Consider the following 20305-nt stretch of genomic DNA (forward strand, 5'->3'; position numbering starts at 1 on the left):
TGCTCTCTTGGTCACTCGCGCAGCCACTCGCTTGGTCACCCGCGTAGCCGCTCGCGCCCGTCCGCCGTTTCCCCGGCGCCCCTGATCCGGTCGTAGGCGAGCCCGAGCGCCCCGTGCGCCACCAGCAGCGCCCCCGCGAGCGCCCATCCGCCGCCGTGGCGCCTGATCCCCCGGAGGACCAGCGGCAGTCCGGCGGCGAGCTGGGCACCGGCCAGCATCCGGGCCCTGGGGCCGCGCATCCAGGGCCCCAGGCGGCTGCTCTCGACCGCGTCGAGTTCGGCCCGCACCGCCCCGCGCCAGCCGGTCCAGGCGACCGGTTCCGCCTCGGGCCGGCCGTCGGCCGCCGCGTACAGCCGGTCGCCGGGCGTGTCCGGGTCCAGGCCGGGCGGCAGGATCAGCCCGATCCGGGTCAGTACGGCGAGCAGCCCGCGCAGCCGGATGCGCGCGTCGGCGTCCGGGTCCGGGCGGGTCAGTTCTTCGAGCGCCTGGACGTCCAGTACGGGGTCGAGGCCGAGGCGCTCGGCGAACGTGCGCATGGCCTCGTCCTCACCGGCCGGGGTGCCGTCCGCGAGCCAGACGTAGCCGACCGGGCGGCGGAAACCGGCGGCGAGCGTGTAGCCGGCCCGGTCGCCGTCCCACCACAGGGCGAGCACGGGCCACGTCGAGCCGACCGCGAGCGCGGTGGCCCAGCCGGACACGACCCGGTCGACCGGCTCCATGACGTCCGCGACACGGAATCCGGGACCGCCGTCGGAACCGGGACCGCCGTCGGAACCGGCCCCCCGCCAGGGCTTTCCCTCGGGTACGAGGACGGACCATACGTCTCCGGCGGGGGCGAGCAGCATCCGCTCGCGCAGCAGGGTGGCCACCGGCCGCACGGCCTCCGGTTCGGCCCGGCACAGCAGCAGCGCCCCCGCGGGAGATGTCGCATTCATGCCTCACACGCTAGGGCAATTTGCCCGCATTCGACGCCCTTTGATCCCCCGACGGCCGCCCGAGGGCATCGCGACGCGCCTTGACTTCGCCGTTCCGCGATATATCGTGTTCCCCAAGAGACGCGATATGTTGCGTCACGCCGTACTCCCCGGGAGGTCAGATCCGTGCCTGCGTCGACATGGGCCATCGCCGAGCCCCAGAAACTGACCTTCGACGCCCCCGTGACGTCGCTCAATGTGCGCATCGTCGGGGGCGCCGTCAATGTCGTCGGCACCGAGGAGCCGACCGCCCGGCTGGAGGTCTCCGGGATCGAGGGTCCGCCGCTGATAGTGACCCTGGAGGACGGCACCCTCACCGTCGCGTACGAGGACCTGCCCTGGCAGGGCTTCCTGAAGTGGTTCGACCGCAAGGGCTGGCATCGCAGCGCGGTCGTCTCGCTCGCCGTGCCGACCGGCGCGGCGGTGGAGGTCGGCGTCGTCGGCGCGGGCGCGGTCGTCTCCGGGATCCGCGGGCGTACGGACGTCCGGGGCGTCACCGGAGACACCACGCTCGTCGGGCTCGCGGGGCCGGTGCTGGCCGAGACGGTCTCCGGCAGCGTGGAGGCCCAGTCGGTCACCGGCGAGCTCCGCTTCCACTCGGTCTCGGGCGATCTGACGGTCGTCGAGGGCGCCGGGGCCTCGGTTCGGGCGGAGTCGGTCAGCGGCAACATGGTGCTCGACCTGGACCCGACCGGGAAGCCCACGGACATCCGGCTGACCACGGTCTCCGGCGAGGTCGCCATCCGGCTGCCGCACCCGGCGGACGCGACGGTCGAGGCCAACACCGCGAGCGGCTCCGTCTCCAACGGGTTCGAGGATCTGCGGGTCAGCGGCCAGTGGGGCACGAAGAAGATCACCGGCACACTCGGCGCCGGGACCGGCAAACTGCGCGCGACGACCGTCTCGGGCTCGATCGCCCTGCTGCGCCGCCCACCGGCCGAGGACGGTACGTACGATGCCGAGCCGACCGGAAAGGTGCTCTGACATGCCCCCCGTATTCGCCCACGGCCGCCTCCGCCTCTATCTGCTGAAACTCCTCGACGAGGCCCCTCGCCACGGATACGAGGTGATCCGGCTCCTGGAGGAGCGCTTCCAGGGGCTGTACGCCCCCTCGGCGGGCACGGTCTACCCCCGCCTGGCCAAGCTGGAGGCCGAGGGCCTGGTCACCCATGCCACCGAGGGCGGCCGCAAGGTCTACTCGATCACCGACGCGGGCCGCGCCGAGCTGGCCGGCCGCACCGGCGAACTGGCCGATCTGGAACTGGAGATCCGGGATTCGGTCGCCGAACTGGCCGCCGAGATACGGGACGACGTGCGCGGCGCCGCCGGCAAGCTGCGCAGCGAGATGCGGGCCGCGGCGCACGAGACCCGGCACACCGGCTCCGGCTCCGGCTCGGGCTCCGGCACCGACTCGGGCTCGGGCTCGGGGCGCAAGGGTGACTGGGAGTCCGCCTTCGGCGACCTCGCGGACTTCGGCGACAAGGAGGCGTGGCGCGCCGCCAAGGAGGAGCTGCGCAAGGCCAAGCAGGAGTGGAAGGAGCAGGCCCGCCGGGCGAAGGACGAGTCCCGCCGCGCCCGTGAGGACGCCCAGCAGGCCCGCCGCCAGGCCAAGGAGGCCCAGGACAGGGCGCGCGAGCAGATGCAGAACGCCGCCCGGCAGGTCCAGGAGCACTTCGCCCGGGGCGACTGGCCCTCGGGCGTACGGGAGGGACTGGCCGAGATCACCGGCCAGCTCGGCGGCCTCGCCAGGACGGGCGCATGGCCCCCGTACGCGAAGCCGGAGCCGGCCGACACCGACGCGGACGCCGACTGGGGCAAGGACATCCCCCGCACCGGCGATCCGGCCCGCGACCTGGACCGGCTGCTCGACCGCTTCCGCGACGACATCCGCGACGCGGCACGGGACAAGGGCGTCACGGAGGACCAGCTGACGGAGGCCCGCCGCCATCTGTCGACGGCGGCGACCCACATCGGGACGCTGCTGCGGAAGGGCGACGACGGGCCGAAGTGACGGGGCGGGGACGGGGCCGGAACCGGAGGCCGGGCCGGACGGGGGTCAGCCCGCCTTCCTGAACCGCTCCCCCTCCCCTTCCTCCCCGCCCCCGTACAGCGCGCGGTTCACCGTCCCGTACGTGGCGCCGTGCGCGGCGAGCACTTCGGCGGCCGCGCCGGGACAGGCGGTGAGTGCCAGGAGAAGGTGTTCGTCGCCGATGAAGCGGTCCCCGCGCCCGGCCGCGATCCGCAGCGACCTGGCCAGGATGCCCTTCGCCCCGCGGCTGAACGGTCGGCGCCGCGCACCGCGCCGCCGGGCCCGGTCGAGCGCGCCCTCGCCGTGCGCCTCCTCGACGCGGGCGACGATCTCGGTCACGTCGATGCCGAGACCGGCGAGCGCCTCGGTGTCCGCCCGGGTCAGCCCACCGTGGCGTCGGACCGTGGCAAGCTCGGCCTCGACAGACGCGCGACGGTCCGCCAGCCCGAGTGAGGTGACGGCGAACGCGGCCCGCCCCTCCTGCCGGTCCAGCAACGCGAGCAGCAGATGCTCCTCGCCGACCGATGCGGCATCGGTCCGTTCGGCATGGGTCACGGCGCCGGTCACGACTTCCCGGGCGTTCCCGGTGAATCGTTCGAACATCACTGCCTCCCGTACTTCTTGTGCACGGCCTGCCTGCTGACGCCCAGTTCGGCCGCGATCTCCTGCCACGACCAGCCCTGCACGCGGGCGCTCCTGACCTGTACGGCTTCGAGCTGCTCCAGCAGCCGGCGCAGCGCGGCGACCGCCCGCAGCCCCACCCGGGGGTCACGGTCACCGGCACGCGCGGCGAGATCCGTCGCTTCAGTCATGATGTCAACGTAGGTTGACGCACCCCGCCTGTCAACCGCGATTGACAGGCGGGGGCATACGACGTGCGCCGTGCGGGCCGTTCAGCCGCGCGCCGCCCCGGTCACCGTCACCGTGACCCGCGCCCCCTTGCGGGCGTGGACGCGCACCTCTCCCCCGTGCCTGCGGACCTCGGCGCGGCCGTCCACCGAGACCCGCCACCGCCCGGCGGCCGGCGGCAGCGAGATCTCCGTGGTGCCGCGGCGGCCCGCCGTGTAGGTGAGCCGGTAGACGCGCGCGTTGTCGTCGTACGTGTCGGAGTGGACGGTTCCGGCGACGGCGGGTGCGTACGGTGTGGCGGTCCGCTCCTTGTTGGCGGCGAAGGCTCCGTTCTCGTCCAGGGCGCAGTAGCCACCGCCGTAGCACCACACCCAGCCCGCCCAGCCCGAGCTGTAACGGCTCAGGGAGGCCATCGCGTCCCGGTAGAAGCGGCCCATCTGCGGGAGCCTGTTGTTCAGCGGGCCCCATTCGCCGACGACGACCGGGATCTTCTGCTGCTTCGGGTACGCGGTGACGGCGGCCTCGTACGACTCGATCCAGCCGGCCGCCGGGTCGTAGTCGGCGCCGGCCTCCATCGCGGTGTTGTAGAAGTGCGGGGCGTAGACGGTGCGGTGGTCCTTGATCGCGCCCAGTCCGGTGGGCACGCCTTCGCCGACGATGGGGGTGGGCTCGACGAACAGCCAGTTGTCGCGGTCGACCGAACGGACCGCGCGGGCCAGCCGGTTGTACATCGGGGTGAGCTGCTGGGCCTCGATACGGCGGGCGGCCGTCGGCAGGTCCTCGCCCTCGCCGAGCTCCCCCATCGGCTCGTTGATCAGGTCGTAGCCGAGGACGGCTGGGTGGTGTCCGAAGCGGCCGGCGACGACCTGCCACATCCGTGCCTGGGCGCGCTGGAGGTCGGCGTCCTCGTAGAGGTGGGTGAAGGCGCGCTGCACGGCGGGCTCGAAGTACTCCGAGAACCAGTCGTCGGGGTGCGGGGTGAAGGGCAGCCCGTCGGTGCGGGTCGCCCAGGCCGGGATGCCCCGGGCGTTGAACGCCGGGCCGAACACGTCCTGGTGGGCGTCGAGCAGCACCTGGATGTCGTACTTCTGCGCCCAGTCCAGGACCCGGTCGATCCGGCGCAGATACTCGGCGCTGTAGTGGCCCCGGACCGGTTCCAGGTCGTCCCAGAAGATGAGCAGCCGGGCGAAGTTGAAGCCCTTGGCGTGCAGATCACGGAAGTGCTTCTCGGTGATGGCGGTCAGTGCCTGGTCACCGCTGTGCGCCTTGTCCGCGACGCTCCATCCGCGCAGGGTGAGCGTGCGGCCCCGGTCGTCGGTGAGCCGGGGTATGCCGGTCCGTTCCGGTGGTGCCGGATGTGCGTCGGCGGCGGGGGCGAGGGCCCCCGCCGCGAGCACGAACGAAGTGACGATCGAGGTGAGTAAGCTGCCCATCCGCATCCGCGTCCTTATTCGCATGGCGCAGATCAGAGCAGCTCACCCTGTACTCCTCAAGAGCAGGTGAGCACAATCTTTCCGAACTGGTCGCCCGCCGCGAGCCGTTCGAACCCCTCGCGGGCCCGGTCCAGCGGCAGCACCTCGTCGATGACGGGGCGTACGCCGGTGGTCGCGCAGAAGGCGAGCAGGTCCTCCAGCTCGTCCTTGGAGCCCATGGTCGAGCCGACCACCTTCAGCTCCAGGAAGAAGATCCGGGTCAGCTCGGCGTGCGAGGGCCGGTCGCCGCTGGTCGCGCCGGAGATGACGAGCGTGCCGCCGGGGCGCAGCGACTTCACGGAGTGGGACCAGGTGGCCGCGCCGACCGTCTCGATGACCGCGTCGACGCGCTGCGGCAGCCGTGCGCCCGGCTCGAACGCCTCGATGGCACCGAGCTCGACGGCGCGCTTGCGCTTGGCCTCGTCGCGGCTGGTGGCGAAGATCCGCAGCCCGGCCGCCCGGCCGAGCACGATCGCGGCGGTGGCGACGCCGCCGCCCGCCCCCTGGACGAGGACCGAGTCGCCGGGGCGCACCCCGGCGTTGGTGAAGAGCATCCGGTACGCGGTGAGCCAGGCGGTCGGCAGACAGGCGGCCTGCTCGAAGGTGAGTTCCTTCGGCTTGGGCAGCACGTTCCAGCTGGGGACGGTGACCTGCTCGGCGAAGGTGCCCTGGTAGCGCTCGGTGAGGATGGAGCGGGGTTCCTCCGGGCCGACGCCGTGGCCGGTCTGGCCGATGACGGAGTGCAGGACGACCTCGTTGCCGTCCTGGTCGGTCCCGGCCGCGTCACAACCGAGGATCATCGGCAGCTTGTCCTCGGCGAGGCCGACGCCGCGCAGGGACCAGAGGTCGTGATGGTTGAGGGAGGCTGCCCGGACGTTGACGGTGGTCCAGCCGGGTCGCGCCTCGGGGGCGGGGCGCTCGCCCAGATCGAGGCCGTTGAGGGGCTGGTCGCGGTCGATGCGGGATGCGTAGGCGGCGAACATGGCCCCGACGATAGGCCGGGCACGGGCCGGACGTAACCGGCCACGGGTGTGACGCGCACCGCGCGGGTGGGCAGGCGCACCCGCGCATTCAAGCCCCTCCGGCGTTCGAGGAGCGGGGTTCCGGGGGCGGCGCCCCCGGTTACGGGAAGGGGCGGGGTGGAGAACAAGCCCGCCGCAGGCGCACCCCGCACCCGGGAACCCGTACCCCCACCCACGCCCCACCGGCTCAGCGCCGGGCCACACCCTCCGCCCGCGCGGCGGCCGCCACCGCGGCGGTGACCGCCGGGGCCACCCGCTCGTCGAACGGCGACGGGATCACGTAGTCCGCCGCGAGCTCCTCGCCCACGACATCGGCCAGCGCGTTCGCCGCGGCGATCTTCATGCCCTCGGTGATCCGGGAGGCCCGGACCTGGAGGGCGCCAGCGAAGATGCCGGGGAAGGCCAGCACGTTGTTGATCTGGTTCGGGTAGTCGGACCGCCCGGTCGCCACGACGGACGCGTACTTGTGCGCGATGTCGGGGTGGACCTCGGGGTTCGGGTTCGCCATGGCGAAGACGAACGCGCCGGGTGCCATCGAGGCGACGGCGGCCTCGGGGACCGTACCGCCGGAGACGCCGATGAAGACGTCGGCGCCCGCCAGCGCGCGCTCCAGCGGGCCGGAGATCCCGGCCCGGTTGGTGAGCTCGGCCAGCTCGCGCTTGACCTCGGTGAGGTCCTCGCGGTCCCGGCTCACAATGCCCTTGCGGTCGGCCACGGCGACATCGCCGAGCCCCGCCTCCAGCAGGAACTTCGCGATGGCGACGCCCGCGGCGCCGGCGCCGGAGATGACGGCGCGCAGGTCGCCGAGTTCGCGGCCGGAGAGCTTCGCGGCGTTCCGCAGGGCCGCGAGCGTCACGACGGCGGTGCCGTGCTGGTCGTCGTGGAAGACCGGGATGTCGAGCCGCTCCTGGAGCTTGCGCTCGATCTCGAAGCAGCGCGGCGCCGAGATGTCCTCCAGGTTCACGCCCCCGAAGGACGGCGCGAGCCGGACGACGGTCTCGACGATCTCGTCCGCGTCGGTGGTCGCGAGCGCGATCGGGACCGCGTCGACGCCGCCGAACTGCTTGAAGAGGATCGCCTTGCCCTCCATCACCGGGAGGGAGGCCTCGGGTCCGATGTCACCGAGGCCGAGGACCGCGGTGCCGTCCGTCACGACGGCGACGACCTGCGACTTCCAGGTGTAGTCGTGGACCAGCTCGGGATTCTCCGCGATGGCGCTGCACACCTTGGCGACGCCGGGCGTGTACGCGAGGGACAGGTCGTCCTTGTCGCGGATGGGAACGGTGGCCTGCACGGCCATCTTCCCCCCGCGGTGGAGCGCGAAGGCCGGATCGAACGGCTCATCGGTGGTGCTGTCAGTGGTGCTGTCGCTGCGAGGATTGACGATCTCCGCTGCCATGGTGTTGACCCCTTAAGTCTTCATCGTTTGAGGGTGGCCACTCCTGGTTGAGGAGGGGTGGGCGGGCACCGCGTACGCTCCCTGCGCCGGCGGTTGGCCCGCACCGGCAGGGGGAAATACATACGCGCGGGCGCGCCGCACACGCGCCCTGAGCCCCGGATGAGGGGTGTAAAGGTCTTTCTTACCGGACGAACCGCTTCATGGACGAGTCCATATCGGTTCGGTGACGTGACTCATAGTCGAATATCTGGACAAGTCCGCCAAGCGACGAAAGCGTCCACCAGTCGAGACGCGCCGCAGATCTTCCGGCGTGATGATGGAACTCCCACAGATGGTCCGGCCCCGCGTACCGGCCTCGTGAGGTTCGGGGATCGCCCGTTATCCGATTTTGACATGATCAGCGACCAGATTTAGCCAGTCCGAATGGCAAGATGCCCTAATCCCTCAGGGGGGCGACATCCGAAGTCGTGTGTCCATACCGCCTGGCAACACCACCCCTCACCTGCCGGAGGCAACCCGATCATGACCGCAAGCTCCACTCGTCGCACGGCCGCGAAGTCCAGGATCGCAGCGGTTTGCGCCATCGCGGTCGCCGGCACGATGCTGCTGGCCGCCTGCGGCGACCAGACCAAGAACGGTCCGAGGAACTCGGCGTCGGCCCAGGCCCCGCTCGCCGGCCTCCTGCCCAAGGAAATCAAGGACAAGGGCGTCATCAAGGTCGGTTCGGACATCGCGTACCCGCCGGTCGAGTTCAAGGACAAGTCCGGCAAGACGGTCGGCATCGACCCCGACATCGGCGCCGCGCTCGGCAAGCAGCTCGGCGTGACCTTCCAGTTCCAGAACGGCACGTTCGACACGCTGATCACCGGTCTGCGCTCCAAGCGCTACGACCTGGCGATGTCCTCGATGACCGACACCAAGGACCGCCAGCAGGGCATCGACTCCGAGACGAAGAAGAAGGTCGGCGAGGGCGTCGACTTCGTCGACTACTTCAGCGCCGGCGTCTCGATCTACACCCGGAAGGGCGACGACCAGGGAATCTCGTCCTGGGCGGATCTCTGCGGCAAGAAGATCGCCGTCCAGCGCGGCACCGTCTCGCACGACCTCGCCAAGACCGAGTCGAAGAAGTGCCCGGCCGGCAAGTCGATCGCGATCGAGACCTTCGACAACGACCTGGAGGCCCAGACCCGGCTGCGCAGCGGTGGCGCCGACGCCGGCTCCTCCGACTTCCCGGTGGCCGCGTACGCGGTGAAGACCTCGGGCGGCGGCAAGGACTTCCAGATCGTCGGCGAACAGGTCGAGGCCGCCCCGTACGGCATCGCCGTCGCCAAGGGCAACGACCAGCTGACCAAGGCCGTTCAGGCGGCCCTGAACGCGATCATCAAGAACGGCGAGTACGGCAAGATCATCTCCAAGTGGGGCGTGGAGGCCGGCGCGGTCACCGAAGCCGAGCTGAACGGCGGATCCTGAGCAGGCACCGGCGCTGAAAGGTTCTTCCTGTGACTGACATCGAGAAGACGGGCCCGGCCGACCAGCCGCCCATACCTCGCACCCCATCGTCCGGACCCGAGGCGATCCGGGCCATTCCGGTCCGGCACTACGGCCGGTACGTCTCGGCCGTCATCGCCATCGCGGCACTCGTCGCGATCGTCTACGCCTTCAGCCAGGGCAAGATCAACTGGGGTGCGGTCCCGGACTACTTCTTCGACGACCGCATCCTCAAGGGCGTCACCCAGACGCTGCTGCTGACCGCACTGTCCATGGTCATCGGCATCGTCGGCGGTGTCCTGCTGGCCGTGATGCGGCTGTCGAAGAACCCGGTGACCTCGTCGATCGCCTGGTTCTACATCTGGTTCTTCCGCGGCACCCCGGTCCTGGTCCAGCTGTTCGTCTGGTTCAACCTGGGCCTGGTATTCGAGTACATCAACCTGATGCCGATCTACAAGGACTACTGGTCGAGCTTCATGACGCCGCTGCTGACGGCGCTGCTCGGCCTGGGTCTGAACGAGGCCGCCTACATGGCCGAGATCTGCCGTGCGGGTCTGCTCTCGGTCGACGAGGGCCAGACGGAGGCGTCGCACGCGCTGGGCATGAGCCACGGCAAGACCCTGCGCCGCGTCGTGATCCCGCAGGCGATGCGGGTGATCGTGCCGCCGACGGGCAACGAAGTGATCAACATGCTCAAGACCACGTCGCTGGTGGCGGCCGTGCAGTTCTACGAGCTGTTCAAGTACGCCCAGGACATCGGGCAGGGATCCGGTGCCCCGGTCGAGATGTACTTCCTGGCCGCGGCCTGGTACTTGATCATGACCTCGGTGCTGAGCGTCGGCCAGTACTACCTGGAGCGGTACTACGCGCGCGGTTCGAGCCGCAGCCTGCCGCCCACCCCGTTCCAGAAGGTCAGGGCCAACCTCCTGTCCCTCGGCCGCCCGAAGGGAGGCATGGCATGACCGCCACCGCCATGGTGAAGGCCGAGGGCGTACACAAGTCCTTCGGCGCCGCGCACATCCTCAAGGGCATCGACCTGGAGGTCGCCCCGCAGGAGGTCTTCTGTCTGATCGGCCCGTCCGGTTCCGGCAAGTCGACGTTCCTGAGGTGCATCAACCACCTGGAGCAGATCAACGCCGGCCGGCTGTACGTCGACGGCGAGCTGGTGGGCTACCGCCAGAAGGGCGACAAGCTCTACGAGCTCAAGGACAGCGAAGTCGCACGCAAGCGCCGGGACATCGGCATGGTCTTCCAGCGCTTCAACCTCTTCCCGCACATGACGGCGATCGAGAACGTCATGGAGGCCCCCGTCCAGGTCAGGCGCGAGTCCAAGGCCGTGGCGAGGGCCCGGGCCGAACGGCTGCTGGACCGGGTCGGCCTCGGCGACAAGGCGAAGAACTACCCCTCCCAGCTCTCCGGCGGCCAGCAGCAGCGGGTGGCCATCGCCCGCGCCCTGGCCATGGAGCCGAAGCTGATGCTCTTCGACGAGCCGACGTCGGCGCTCGACCCGGAGCTGGTGGGCGACGTCCTGGACGTCATGCGCGGCCTCGCGGAGGACGGCATGACGATGATCGTGGTGACCCACGAGATGGGCTTCGCCCGTGAGGTCGGCGACGCGCTGGTCTTCATGGACGACGGCGTGGTGGTCGAGTCGGGCCACCCGCGCGACGTGCTGACCAACCCGCAGCACGACCGGACGAAGTCGTTCCTTTCGAAGGTCCTGTAGCGGCGCGGAGGGAGGGCGGTACGGAGGACACCTCCGTACCGCCCTCCCTCTCTTCCCTCTCCCCTGCTTCTTCTACTTCTTCGGCAGCAGCTCCGGGCTGAGCAGCAGCTCCCGCAGCTGGGCGCGGGTGAGCGGCGGCGTCTTCATGAGCGGCCCCTGTGCCCGCTCGCCCTTGAAGCCGGTGCTGTCACGGACGGACAGCACCCCACCGTCCTCGAAGGTGACCCGGCCGGTCAGCTCCTTCCCCCACTGCGGCGTGACCCCGTAGTCCATCGGGTCGCTCCAGGTCGTCAGCACCCGCCCGCCCGGCAGCTGCTCGTTCACGCAGTCCGCCAGATCCGGCTGCCCCTGGGCGGGCTCGCACGGATTGTCGGCCGGGCCCGCCGAGCCGGGGTTCCCGGTGTCCATGTAGCCGATGACGAGGTAGCCGACGCCGCCGTCCTTGCGTACGGAGAAGTGCCCGTCCAGCGGTCCCTCCAGGTGAGGCAGCTCCCGCTCGGAGGTGTCGCCGTCACGGATGACGGACAACGAGACCTGATCGATCTCCCCGACGTCCTTGGGCAGCACCTTCGCCAGCTGCTTCGCCCGGCCGCCGTTCCCGACGAGCTCGACCGGGGCCGCCACCGCGGTCTCCTGTGTGTCCCCCTTCGGGGCCAGGTTCGGCACCGCGACGGCTCCGCCGGCGACCAGGGCGGCCGCCGCGACCGAGACGGTGACCCTCCGGCGCATGCGCACCCGGGCGGCCCCGGCGTACACCGCCCGGGTCGAGATCTCCGGCTGCCCCGCGTCCTCCGCGGCCCGCCCCAGCAGCTCACGCACGTCGTTCATACCAATTCCTCCGCCATCTCGGCGCGCAGTGCCGCCAGCCCCCGAGCCGCGTGGCTCTTCACCGTGTTCTCCCGCATCCCGAGCGTTTCGGCCGTGGCCTCCACGCTCAGGTCCTCCCAGTAGCGCAGCACCAGCACGGCCCGCTGCCTGGGCGTGAGCCGGGCGAGTGCCGCCCGTACCGCCAGGCCGGTCTCCGTGTCGGGCACGTGGTCCGCCCGGTCGGGCAGTTCCCCGTACGACTGCTCCCGCCGCCAGAACCGGCGGCGGGCCGCGATGAACGTGTTGACCAGCGTCTTGCGCGCGTACGCCTCGATGTTGTCGAGCCGCCCGTGCCGCCGCCCGCCGAGCACTACTTTGACCAGGGTCGTCTGGACCAGGTCCTCGGCCTCGTGCCGGTCGCCGCAGAGCAGATACGCGCTGCGGAACAGCGCGGTACGTCTGCCCTCGACGAAGGCGTGCAGCGCGGCATCGTCGTCGATCCGCATCGTCGGCGCCCCTCTCCGGGTCCGCGGGTGCGGACCGTCTCGCCCTTCCAGTGCGGTGGGGTGCACGGCGGGTTGCAGCAACGCCGGGAAATAAATCATGGGCGGTACGGCCGCCGGCCGTACCGCCCATGCCTCCCCTTCGTGCCGCTACTTCACGGCGAGCACCAGGGTGTCCGAGGGCGACGCCCAGACGGTGCGCGCCTCCCCGAATCCCGCCTCCCGCAGGGTGTCGATGTGCCACCCCACCGGGGGCATGTCGCCGTCCGCGTGCTCGCCGTAGATCTCGTACCGCTCCGCGGTCGGCCCGGCGAGCACCGGGTTCTTGGCGGCCAGCGCCCACCAGTCGGCCCAGTCGACCGCGCCGGCGGCCTTGGCGCGGTCCATGGCGGCGTGCCGGTGGGCGCGTTCGGCGGCGTTGATCCGGGGCGTCGCGGTGTCGATCATGTGGTCCGCGTTCATGAACACCCCGCCGTCCCGGACGAGCCCGCCGATGTGCCCGTAGAGCGCGGTGAGGGGTTCGGTGTGCAGCCAGTGCAGGGCGGTGGCGGTGAGGACGGCGTCGTACGAGTCGTACGGCAACCGCCCGGCCCATTCAGGGTCCTTGAGGTCGGCGGTGACAAAGGTGACGCGTTCGTCGCCGTCGAAGTAGCCGCGCGCGATGGCGAGCAGCGCCGGGTCGAGATCCACACCGGTACTGGTCGCTTCCGGGAACCGCTTGAGCAGCCGGTCCGTAATACTTCCCGTACCGCATGCGAGATCGAGCACCCTCGGCCGCGGCCCCACCAGGGCCTCGACCATGTCCAGCATCACCCGGAACCGCTCCTCGCGGTCGGGCATGTACCACTCCTGCTGCCGGTCCCAGCTCTCCTGCCAGGCCCGCCAGTCCGTACCTGTCGATGTCTCAGCCACCAGGAACCTCCATGTAATACCCTGGACCCGAAAAGGCCCATTACATCGTTCGCCGCAACGACCATAGACCGACGCCGTAAGGACTACAAGTGGAACTGGCCTATTACTCGGACTACGCCGTGCGTCTGGTCAACACCGAGGAGCCGGCCCGCAACAAGGACTCCCTCACCTCCGTGGAGGCGGTCCGCGAACTGTTCGGCGCCAACGGCCAGGCGGCCCGGCGGGCGACCGACGCGGACGTGACCCGCTTCAGGTCGGTGCGGGCACGGCTGCGCTCGGTCTTCGAGGCGGCCGACGGCGGGGACGAGACACTCGCCGTCGACCTGCTCAACTCACTGCTGCTGGAGTTCCCGGTCAGCCCGCAGATCTCCGGCCACGAGACCCGGGACGAGGACGGGAAGCCGGACTGGCACATGCACCTGGCCGACCATCCGTCGAACGCGACGGCCGGGTACGCCGCCATCGCGGCGATGGGCCTCGCCTTCCACCTCACCTCGTACGGGGTCGACCGGCTCGGCCTGTGCGAGGCGGCACCGTGCCGCAACGCCTATCTCGACACCTCGACCAACCGGTCCCGCCGCTACTGCTCGGACCGCTGCGCGACCCGCGCCAATGTGGCCGCCTACCGGGCCCGCAAGCGTCTGGAGACGGAACGGGCGGCCGACACCGGCCGCAGCGCGGAGACCGCCCAGGTCACCACACCCCGCACGGACCGCTGACCCTTCTTCAGCGGCCGATAGCGCGCCCGGACCCTGGCCAGTACGAACTCCTCGGGCACCGTCCCGTAGTCCGTGCTGTCCCCGCCCGCGAAGGTGTTGTCGGCCAGCACCCACCAGCCGCCCCGGCGGCGTTCGGCGGCCCGCTTGACCACCAGCAGGTCCTGCTGGAACGGATGCCGCAGAATCACCACGTCCCCGGGGCGCACCGCCGCCCCGTACTGCACCAGCAGCCAGTCCCCGTGATGGAGCGTGGGCACCATCGACGGCCCGGTCACCTCCACCACCTGGAACGGCACACGCGCCGACAGCCCTCGCCCGGGCTGCTCCTGCGTCAGCTCAGGCACCTCCGGCACCTCCCGCATCTCTCCGGCACCTCCCCGATCCGTCCAGTACACCGTCCCGTACAGCGTTACGTACATTCGGCCACTGGTCCCATCCTCGCCCTGGACTTTTGGCCTAAGCCCATGGGGGCACCCACGAAAACACGTCTCTCACGGAGTAATGTCCCACCTGAGAAGACGATCACGAGGAAGGACAGCTCAATGCTTTCCCGCCTGTTTGCCCCCAAGGTGAAGGTCAGCGCCCACTGCGACCTGCCCTGCGGCGTGTACGACCCGGCCCAGGCCCGCATCGAGGCGGAGTCCGTCAAGGCCGTCCAGGAGAAGTACCAGGCCAACGAGGACCCGCACTTCCGGGCCCGCGCGGTGGTCATCAAGGAGCAGCGCGCCGAGCTCGCCAAGCACCACGTCTCGGTGCTGTGGAGCGACTACTTCAAGCCCCCGCACTTCGAGAAGTACCCGGAGCTGCACCAGCTGGTCAACGACACCCTCAAGGCGCTGTCGGCCGCGAAGGCCTCCACGGACCCGGCGACGGGCCAGAAGGCGCTGGACTACATCGCCCAGATCGACAAGATCTTCTGGGAGACGAAGAAGGCCTGACCTCCGGTCACGCTTGCTTGACCGGCGCTCGTTCCGACCGCCCGGTCTCCCCACCCGCACCCGGCCCGCAGGCCGCCGAACCCGGCGTCCGTGGCGGTCCGGGTGCGGTCTTTTCTGCGGGGAGGGGACGCCGTCGGGTGCCGGCGGCACTGGTCGACCACCTGCGGACGGGCTCGGACACCGAACGGGCGGGGGCCGTGCGGGCCTGGTACTGGACCGGCCTGCCGCTCCGTGCAGACCGGTCTCCGGCGTACGCGCCGAGCGGGAGTCGTGATCCCGCCCCGGACGAGTCCCGGGACGTGGTGGATTCACGGCTGGAGGAATCGATGCGGGTCTTCGCCGGCCGGCACATCCGCCGCTGGGCCGCCGTCGCGGAGCCGCACGGCGCTTGAGCCGGCTGCCGCATTGCGTTGCGTGCGTTTGATCAGGGTGCGGAATTGGGGCCCGGCGGCAGGTGGACCGTCATGATCAGATGGCAGGTCCCGGTTCCGGAGCCTCGGTACGTGTGGGCCGAGTCGCCGTCGAAAGTGGCGGTCTGTCCGGCCTCGACGGGGTGTTCCGTGCCGTCGACGACCAGGGTCATCCGGCCGGAGGTGACGCTGATGGTCTCGGTGACCCCGGCCTGGTGGGGGTGGCTGGGGTATTCCTCGCCCGGTTCCAGTCGCCAGCGCCAGATCTCCACCGGGGCCGGGCCCGAGGTCGTGAGCATGAGACGGGCCTCGCCGCCCTGCGGCCCGGTCCACAGGGGTGCGACGGTTTCGGCGGTCACGACGCGGACGCGGCCCTCGGGCGGGCCCTGCATCAGGGCGGAGACCGAGATGCCGAGGGTGTCGGCCAGCCGGACCAGGGTGGCGAGGTTGGGGTTGCCCTGGGCTCTCTCCAGCGCCACCAGCGCCCCCTTGCTGACCTGGGCGCGCCGGCCGAGCTCGTCCAGGGACAGGCCCGCGCGGGTGCGGGCCGCCCTGACGTTGTGGGCGACCGTCCGCAGGGCTGCGGCCGTCTCGGCCATCTGTTCTCCGTCCTCGCCACGGCGCCACCGGAATGGGCCGTAGGGTCGATTGGTTGACACCGACCGGTCGATCCGTTGTACGGTTCGGTCGTTCTAATGATGGTAAGGGATGTGCCGTGCTCGCTCTGCTTCTGGCTCTGGGCAGCTCACTCGCGTACGGGTGCGCCGACTTCCTCGGCGGTCTCGGTGCCCGCAAGGCCCATGTTCTGCGTACCGTGATGATCGCCGCCCCGGCCTCGCTCGCGGTCGAGCTGCTGCTGTGGCCGGTGCTCGGCGCCTCGTTCAGTGCCGGCGCCCTCGGCTGGGGTGCGGCGTCGGGGGTCGTCTCCGCCGCCGCGTTCGCGCTGCTCTACCGCACCCTGGCGATCGGCCCGATGAACGTGCTCTCGCCGGTGACCGCGCTGGTCTCCGCCGCGCTGCCCGTCGGCGTGGGCCTGCTCCAGGGCGAGCACCTGGGGGCCGCCGGGCTGGTGGGCCTGCCGCTCGCGCTGTTCGCGGTGGTGCTGGTCAGTGCCGGGCACGGCGCCGGGTCCGCGCGCCCGTCCCGTACCGCGCTGCTGCTGGCCCTCGGCGCGGGCGCCGCCATAGCCCTCCAGCTGATCTTCCTGCACCAGGCGCCCTCCGACAGCGGTGTGGCTCCGCTGGTCATCGGCCGGGCGGTCTCCTCCACCGTCACCCTGGCCGCCGCCGGGCTGCTGTACCGCAAGCTCGGCTCCGAGCGGCCCGCCTACGCGATGTCGGCCGCCGCGGGCGTCCTGGACTCGCTGGCGAACCTGATGTTCCTGCTCGCCGCCCGCAGCGGGGACCTGACCGTCGTCGCCGTGATAACCGCCCTCTACCCGGCCGGCACGGTCCTGCTCGCCCGCGGCGTGCTCGCCGAGCGCATCCACCGCGGCCAGCTCGTCGGCCTGGGCACCGCCGCCGTCGCCGTCGGCCTCCTCGCCCTGACCTGATCCCGACGCACCCTCGTACCGAGAAACGGAAACACCGCTCATGCCCGCCTTCCGCATCGCCCCCGCCGTCACGGACGCCTTCCCCGACACCCTCATCGCCCTGGTCACCGCCACCGGCCTGCGCGGCCGCGAGCCCTGGCCCGAGACCGCCGCCGCCCTGGCGGACCTGGAGCAGCGGCTCGCCGGCGGTGCCTGGCAGCCCGCCGACGAGACCGACCCGCGCATCGAGGCGTGGCACACCGCCTACCGCTCCTTCGGCACCAATCCGCGCCGCATCCGGCCCAGCGTCGACGCGCTCGGCCGCCGCTTCGCGAAGCGGGGCACCCTGCCGCGTATCAACCCGGCCGTCGACTCCTACAACGCCGTCTCCGTCCGGCACGGCCTGCCCGCCGGGGCCTTCGACCTGGACCGCGTCGACGGTGATGTCGACATCCGGTACGCGGACGGCGGCGAGGAGTTCACCCCGCTCGGCGAGCCCGGCACCGTCGAGAACCCCAAGCCCGGCGAGATCGTCTACGCGGACACCACCGGCGTGCTGACCCGGCACTGGAACCACCGCGACGCCCACCGCACCCGGGTCACCGAGGACTCCGACCGCGTCGTCTTCGTACTCGAAACCCTCCGCGCCGACCACGACGGCGACCTCGTCAGGGGCGCGGCGGAGGAGCTGCGGGGGCTGCTCGGTCCGCATGCCGAACGCACCGCCGTGCGGTACCTCGGTCCGGCGGATCCCAAGGCCGACATCTGAGACCGGGCCGCTCCCGGAGCGCGCGGAGGACGGCAGGTCCGCCGCCGTCGGTACGAGTTGCCGAGGGGATCCGCCCGGGTTGTCATGGAGGGCGACCCTGAAATCTCGTTCAAGCGGCTCGTCGGGAGTTCCGCATGGCTGTCGTGACGATCGTGGGCGCCGGCGTGATCGGTGTCTCCTGGGCCCGGTTGTTCGGCGCGGCAGGCTGGGAGGTGCGGGTGAGCGACCCTCGGCCGGATCTCCAGGATCTCGTGGCCGAGCAGCTCGTCGGGCTTCCGGTCACCGCGACCGACGATCTGGCCGCTGCCGCCTCCGGCACGGACTTCGTGCAGGAGGCCGGGCCGGAACGGATTCCGGTCAAGGAGCAGATGTTCGCCACGCTCGCGGCCAGCACCCGCGACGACGTGGTGCTGGCCTCCTCCTCGTCCTCGTTGCTGCCGTCCGTGATCGCCGAGGGCAACCCGGCGGCGGACCGGATCGTGATCGGCCACCCGTTCAATCCGCCCGAGCTGATGCCGCTGGTGGAAGTGGTGCCCGGACCGCGGACGTCGACCGGGACGGTCGACCGTGCGGTGGAGGTCTACCGCAGCCTGGGCAAGCTGCCGATCACGCTGAAGAAGGAGGTGCCGGGCTTCGTCGGCAACCGCCTCCAGAAGGCCTTCAACGATCAGGCCACCTACCTCGTGCAGCAGGGCGTGATCGATCCGGAGGATCTCGACGACCTGGTCAGGGCGTCGCTCGGCCTGCGGTGGGCCACCATCGGACCGTTCGAGAGCAATGTCCTCGGCGGCGGTCCGGCGGGGATGCGGCACCTCGTCGAGCACGTCGGGGCGGCGATGACCTTCGAGATGGGCGAGCCGGACCGGTCCGAGATGGGCACGGTCATCGACTCGGTCGAACGGGCCTACGGCACCGGGGACGAGAGCTACCGGCGCCTCGTCGAGACACGGGACCGGCGCACCCGGGCGATCCTGGAGCCGCTGGGCTGGCAGGAGCCCCCGGGCGGCACCGCGTGAAGGGGTCTGCTGGTCCGTCCGTGTCGTGACGGTCGCCACCGAGGACCCCTGGGAGAAGGGGAAGGCCATGTGGCAGGAGTTGCTGGCGCTGCGGATCGCTCCCGGGAAGGTGCTGCGGGTGAGCGTTCCGGACGGCCGGGTGGACACCCTCGTCGAGGCTGCGGGGCCCGCCCCGGACGGCGTCGTGGTCGATTCCGGAACGGTCTACTGGACCACCATGGGCGTACCGGTCATCGACCCCTCCGCAGGCTCGGGGGAGGCGAGCAGTGACTTCTCCCGCCGCAACGGCGGTGTCCACGCGGTGAACCTCGACGGGAGCGGGCAGCGCGACGTCCTGCCCGACGGCTCGATCACCACCGGCAAGCAACTGACCTCCGACGGCGCCGGACTCCTGTACTGGGGCGACCGCGAGGGCTGTCGCGTCAGCCGGGCCCGGGTGGACGGGACCGGTCTGACCGATCTGATCGTGAACACTCCCGACGACGGCCAGACGCAGGAGTGCGTCGGTGTGGCGGTGGACCCCGTGCGGGGGCATCTGTACTGGACGCAGAAGGGCCCGGCGAAGGGTGGCGTGGGCCGGATCCTCCGGGCCGGGATCGAGATCCCGGACGGCGGGAGCGCCGGGCGGCGTCCGGACGTCGAGGAGCTCTGGACGGGGCTGCCCGAGCCGATCGATCTGCACATCGACGGCGACTGGCTGTACTGGACGGACCGGGGCACGCCGCCCGCGGGAAACACCCTCAACCGTGCTCCCCTCCCCGGTCCCGGCCGGGCCGGAACACCGCCCGAGATCCTCGCCGGCGGGTTCGCGGAGGCGATCGGGCTCGCCGTGGACGGCGAGGCGGGCATCGCCTACGTCTCCGACCTGGGCGGGCACATCCGAGCCGTCCCCCTGCCCGGCGGCCCCGCCGACGGTGGGGCGGAGCGGGAGATCGTGTCCCTGCCGTTCCCCCTCACCGGACTCTGCGGAATCGGCGAAGTCGGTGGAGTCGGTGGAGTCGGTGGAGTCGGTTCCTGACGTCACGCGTCGTGTGTCACGCGTCGCATGTCACGCGTCGCATGTCACGCGTCGCATGTCACGCGTTACGCGTTACGCCTACGTGCGTCGACCAGCCCGGTCTCGTAGGCGACGATGACGAGTTGGGCGCGGTCGCGCGCCCGGAGCTTGGCGAGCAGCCTGCCGATGTGTGTCTTGACCGTGGCCTGGCTCAGATGGAGGTGCTGCGCGATCTCCGTAACAAGCGGCCCGCGCCCCAGGAACCGCCGATCACCAGCACCACCAGCCCGGCCACTCCCACGGCCCCCCACGGGTCGTCGGCCGGGGTGACCACCGCTTCGCCGAGGTAGACGGCGCCGCCCGCCACCGTCAGCGCGACGACCAGCGCGGGTACGGAGCGCCGGGCGGGTTCGGCGAGGCCGACCAGGTAGGCGCCGAACCCGGCCGCCGCGTACGGCTCCCGGACGATGTCCAGGAGCGAGGCGGTGGCCAGCGCGGCGAGGACGACCGCCAGCACGAGGAGCGGGCGGCGACGGCGTACAGCAACGGGCAGACCCACCGCTGCGGCGATCAGGTACCCCGTCCAGAGCGGCCCGGTGTAGTGCGCCTGGCCGTCGCCGGAGCCCATCCGTACGAAGCCGGCATAGACGGCGGTCAGCGACAACGCCACGGCGAGATCGACGAGTTGGAGTTGCAGACGGCAGTGGCCGGCCGTGGGGGGCATGGTCCGACGGTATCCGTACC

At 71.2% G+C, this 20305-nt stretch carries 24 protein-coding genes and 1 pseudogene; 12 read left to right on the plus strand and 13 right to left on the minus strand.

Features of this window, described 5'->3' with window-relative positions; all coding sequences use genetic code 11:
• Positions 1–35: 35 nt before the first annotated feature.
• Complete coding sequence (locus tag EES42_RS02470; RefSeq protein WP_124716434.1) at positions 36–935, minus strand: hypothetical protein; 900 nt, start codon at positions 933–935, stop codon at positions 36–38.
• A gap of 165 nt (positions 936–1100) precedes the next feature.
• Here EES42_RS02470 and EES42_RS02475 point away from each other — a divergent pair, with 165 nt between their 5' ends.
• Both EES42_RS02475 and EES42_RS02480 read left to right on the plus strand, forming a co-directional pair.
• Complete coding sequence (locus EES42_RS02475) at positions 1101–1958, plus strand: DUF4097 family beta strand repeat-containing protein (RefSeq protein WP_124716435.1); 858 nt, start codon at positions 1101–1103, stop codon at positions 1956–1958.
• Position 1959: 1 nt separating this feature from the next.
• Positions 1960–2985 carry a PadR family transcriptional regulator gene (locus tag EES42_RS02480; protein ID WP_124716436.1) on the plus strand — a complete coding sequence of 342 codons (1026 nt, stop codon included), beginning with the start codon at positions 1960–1962 and terminating at the stop codon, positions 2983–2985.
• A gap of 45 nt (positions 2986–3030) precedes the next feature.
• Here the strand turns inward: EES42_RS02480 and EES42_RS02485 are convergent, their stop codons facing one another.
• From EES42_RS02485 to EES42_RS02505, 5 genes are all read right to left on the minus strand, one after another.
• The gene (locus tag EES42_RS02485) at positions 3031–3606 is read right to left on the minus strand and encodes a Clp protease N-terminal domain-containing protein (RefSeq protein ID WP_124716437.1); all 576 of its coding nucleotides are present in this window, start codon (positions 3604–3606) and stop codon (positions 3031–3033) included.
• A complete protein-coding gene (locus EES42_RS02490) occupies positions 3606–3815 on the minus strand; it encodes a sigma factor-like helix-turn-helix DNA-binding protein (protein ID WP_114249297.1) in 210 nt (69 codons plus the stop codon). The genes EES42_RS02485 and EES42_RS02490 overlap by 1 nt, the downstream gene beginning before the upstream one ends.
• Before the next feature lie 81 nt (positions 3816–3896).
• A complete protein-coding gene (locus EES42_RS02495) occupies positions 3897–5309 on the minus strand; it encodes a cellulase family glycosylhydrolase (protein ID WP_241196209.1) in 1413 nt (470 codons plus the stop codon).
• A gap of 32 nt (positions 5310–5341) precedes the next feature.
• Positions 5342–6307, minus strand: a complete 966-nt coding sequence (locus EES42_RS02500; protein ID WP_124716438.1) for a zinc-binding dehydrogenase — start codon at positions 6305–6307, stop codon at positions 5342–5344.
• A 226-nt stretch (positions 6308–6533) separates the two neighbouring features.
• Positions 6534–7745 (minus strand): NAD(P)-dependent malic enzyme, encoded by a 1212-nt coding sequence (locus EES42_RS02505; RefSeq protein ID WP_124716439.1) that lies wholly within the window; start codon positions 7743–7745, stop codon positions 6534–6536.
• Between the two features lie 522 nt (positions 7746–8267).
• On the opposite strand from EES42_RS02505, the gene EES42_RS02510 reads away from it, so the two are divergent.
• From EES42_RS02510 to EES42_RS02520, 3 genes are read left to right on the plus strand one after another with little or no spacing between them, the layout of a single operon-like run.
• The gene (locus tag EES42_RS02510; RefSeq protein ID WP_124716440.1) at positions 8268–9215 is read left to right on the plus strand and encodes an ABC transporter substrate-binding protein; all 948 of its coding nucleotides are present in this window, start codon (positions 8268–8270) and stop codon (positions 9213–9215) included.
• Between the two features lie 29 nt (positions 9216–9244).
• Complete coding sequence (locus EES42_RS02515) at positions 9245–10195, plus strand: amino acid ABC transporter permease (protein ID WP_124716441.1); 951 nt, start codon at positions 9245–9247, stop codon at positions 10193–10195.
• Entirely contained in the window at positions 10192–10959 is a 768-nt protein-coding gene (locus EES42_RS02520) for an amino acid ABC transporter ATP-binding protein (protein WP_124716442.1), read from the plus strand. The genes EES42_RS02515 and EES42_RS02520 overlap by 4 nt, the downstream gene beginning before the upstream one ends.
• Before the next feature lie 72 nt (positions 10960–11031).
• Here EES42_RS02520 and EES42_RS02525 read toward each other — a convergent pair whose 3' ends face one another.
• The 3 genes from EES42_RS02525 to EES42_RS02535 all read right to left on the minus strand — a co-directional run bounded on the left by EES42_RS02525 (position 11032) and on the right by EES42_RS02535 (position 13181).
• On the minus strand, positions 11032–11787 hold the full coding sequence (locus EES42_RS02525) for a hypothetical protein (protein WP_124716443.1): 756 nt from the start codon (positions 11785–11787) through the stop codon (positions 11032–11034).
• Complete coding sequence (locus EES42_RS02530) at positions 11784–12272, minus strand: SigE family RNA polymerase sigma factor (RefSeq protein WP_124716444.1); 489 nt, start codon at positions 12270–12272, stop codon at positions 11784–11786. Before EES42_RS02530 ends, EES42_RS02525 begins: the two co-directional genes overlap by 4 nt.
• 147 nt (positions 12273–12419) lie before the next feature.
• A complete protein-coding gene (locus EES42_RS02535; protein WP_124716445.1) occupies positions 12420–13181 on the minus strand; it encodes a class I SAM-dependent methyltransferase in 762 nt (253 codons plus the stop codon).
• A gap of 89 nt (positions 13182–13270) precedes the next feature.
• Here EES42_RS02535 and EES42_RS02540 point away from each other — a divergent pair, with 89 nt between their 5' ends.
• Positions 13271–13900: a CGNR zinc finger domain-containing protein gene (locus EES42_RS02540; RefSeq protein WP_124716446.1), complete on the plus strand. Its 630-nt coding sequence runs from the start codon at positions 13271–13273 to the stop codon at positions 13898–13900.
• On the opposite strand, the gene sodX is transcribed toward EES42_RS02540, so the two are convergent.
• Complete coding sequence (gene sodX, locus EES42_RS02545; protein WP_206433340.1) at positions 13804–14262, minus strand: nickel-type superoxide dismutase maturation protease; 459 nt, start codon at positions 14260–14262, stop codon at positions 13804–13806. The genes EES42_RS02540 and sodX overlap by 97 nt on opposite strands.
• 180 nt (positions 14263–14442) lie before the next feature.
• On the opposite strand from sodX, the gene sodN reads away from it, so the two are divergent.
• On the plus strand, positions 14443–14838 hold the full coding sequence (sodN, locus tag EES42_RS02550; protein WP_124716448.1) for a superoxide dismutase, Ni: 396 nt from the start codon (positions 14443–14445) through the stop codon (positions 14836–14838).
• Positions 14839–14975: 137 nt separating this feature from the next.
• A complete protein-coding gene (locus EES42_RS02555) occupies positions 14976–15230 on the plus strand; it encodes a hypothetical protein (protein WP_206433341.1) in 255 nt (84 codons plus the stop codon).
• Positions 15231–15262: 32 nt separating this feature from the next.
• Here the strand turns inward: EES42_RS02555 and EES42_RS02560 are convergent, their stop codons facing one another.
• Entirely contained in the window at positions 15263–15847 is a 585-nt protein-coding gene (locus tag EES42_RS02560) for a helix-turn-helix domain-containing protein (RefSeq protein WP_124716449.1), read from the minus strand.
• Between the two features lie 116 nt (positions 15848–15963).
• Here EES42_RS02560 and EES42_RS02565 point away from each other — a divergent pair, with 116 nt between their 5' ends.
• The 4 genes from EES42_RS02565 (at position 15964) to EES42_RS02580 (ending at position 19582) form a co-directional block, all read left to right on the plus strand.
• Positions 15964–16800: an EamA family transporter gene (locus tag EES42_RS02565; protein WP_124716450.1), complete on the plus strand. Its 837-nt coding sequence runs from the start codon at positions 15964–15966 to the stop codon at positions 16798–16800.
• A 40-nt stretch (positions 16801–16840) separates the two neighbouring features.
• Entirely contained in the window at positions 16841–17548 is a 708-nt protein-coding gene (locus tag EES42_RS02570; RefSeq protein WP_124716451.1) for a B3/B4 domain-containing protein, read from the plus strand.
• A gap of 134 nt (positions 17549–17682) precedes the next feature.
• Positions 17683–18564 (plus strand): 3-hydroxyacyl-CoA dehydrogenase NAD-binding domain-containing protein, encoded by an 882-nt coding sequence (locus EES42_RS02575; RefSeq protein WP_124716452.1) that lies wholly within the window; start codon positions 17683–17685, stop codon positions 18562–18564.
• A gap of 25 nt (positions 18565–18589) precedes the next feature.
• Complete coding sequence (locus EES42_RS02580) at positions 18590–19582, plus strand: SMP-30/gluconolactonase/LRE family protein (RefSeq protein WP_241196210.1); 993 nt, start codon at positions 18590–18592, stop codon at positions 19580–19582.
• A gap of 65 nt (positions 19583–19647) precedes the next feature.
• Here the strand turns inward: EES42_RS02580 and EES42_RS02585 are convergent.
• Positions 19648–19800: pseudogene (locus EES42_RS02585) on the minus strand (LuxR C-terminal-related transcriptional regulator); the annotation flags it as partial.
• Positions 19773–20285 carry a DUF7134 domain-containing protein gene (locus tag EES42_RS02590; protein ID WP_206433342.1) on the minus strand — a complete coding sequence of 171 codons (513 nt, stop codon included), beginning with the start codon at positions 20283–20285 and terminating at the stop codon, positions 19773–19775. The pseudogene EES42_RS02585 and the gene EES42_RS02590, both read right to left, overlap by 28 nt.
• Positions 20286–20305 lie beyond the last annotated feature (20 nt).

The organism is Streptomyces sp. ADI95-17 (assembly GCF_003846175.1).
Classification (GTDB): Bacteria; Actinomycetota; Actinomycetes; order Streptomycetales; family Streptomycetaceae; genus Streptomyces; species Streptomyces sanglieri.

Excerpts from the sequence above, each read along its gene's own strand:
- sodN (WP_124716448.1), top strand. The coding sequence starts at position 14,443 with ATGCTTTCCCGCCTGTTTGCCCCCAAGGTGAAGGTCAGCGCCCACTGC.
- EES42_RS02470 (WP_124716434.1), bottom strand. The coding sequence starts at position 935 with ATGAATGCGACATCTCCCGCGGGGGCGCTGCTGCTGTGCCGGGCCGAA.
- EES42_RS02480 (WP_124716436.1), top strand. The coding sequence starts at position 1,960 with ATGCCCCCCGTATTCGCCCACGGCCGCCTCCGCCTCTATCTGCTGAAA.
- EES42_RS02530 (WP_124716444.1), bottom strand. The coding sequence starts at position 12,272 with ATGCGGATCGACGACGATGCCGCGCTGCACGCCTTCGTCGAGGGCAGA.
- EES42_RS02560 (WP_124716449.1), bottom strand. The coding sequence starts at position 15,847 with ATGGCCGAGACGGCCGCAGCCCTGCGGACGGTCGCCCACAACGTCAGG.
- EES42_RS02500 (WP_124716438.1), bottom strand. The coding sequence starts at position 6,307 with ATGTTCGCCGCCTACGCATCCCGCATCGACCGCGACCAGCCCCTCAAC.
- EES42_RS02575 (WP_124716452.1), top strand. The coding sequence starts at position 17,683 with ATGGCTGTCGTGACGATCGTGGGCGCCGGCGTGATCGGTGTCTCCTGG.
- EES42_RS02520 (WP_124716442.1), top strand. The coding sequence starts at position 10,192 with ATGACCGCCACCGCCATGGTGAAGGCCGAGGGCGTACACAAGTCCTTC.
- EES42_RS02505 (WP_124716439.1), bottom strand. The coding sequence starts at position 7,745 with ATGGCAGCGGAGATCGTCAATCCTCGCAGCGACAGCACCACTGACAGC.
- EES42_RS02510 (WP_124716440.1), top strand. The coding sequence starts at position 8,268 with ATGACCGCAAGCTCCACTCGTCGCACGGCCGCGAAGTCCAGGATCGCA.
- EES42_RS02590 (WP_206433342.1), bottom strand. The coding sequence starts at position 20,285 with ATGCCCCCCACGGCCGGCCACTGCCGTCTGCAACTCCAACTCGTCGAT.
- EES42_RS02570 (WP_124716451.1), top strand. The coding sequence starts at position 16,841 with ATGCCCGCCTTCCGCATCGCCCCCGCCGTCACGGACGCCTTCCCCGAC.
- EES42_RS02485 (WP_124716437.1), bottom strand. The coding sequence starts at position 3,606 with ATGTTCGAACGATTCACCGGGAACGCCCGGGAAGTCGTGACCGGCGCC.
- sodX (WP_206433340.1), bottom strand. The coding sequence starts at position 14,262 with ATGCGGGAGGTGCCGGAGGTGCCTGAGCTGACGCAGGAGCAGCCCGGG.
- EES42_RS02495 (WP_241196209.1), bottom strand. The coding sequence starts at position 5,309 with ATGCGAATAAGGACGCGGATGCGGATGGGCAGCTTACTCACCTCGATC.
- EES42_RS02525 (WP_124716443.1), bottom strand. The coding sequence starts at position 11,787 with ATGAACGACGTGCGTGAGCTGCTGGGGCGGGCCGCGGAGGACGCGGGG.
- EES42_RS02490 (WP_114249297.1), bottom strand. The coding sequence starts at position 3,815 with ATGACTGAAGCGACGGATCTCGCCGCGCGTGCCGGTGACCGTGACCCC.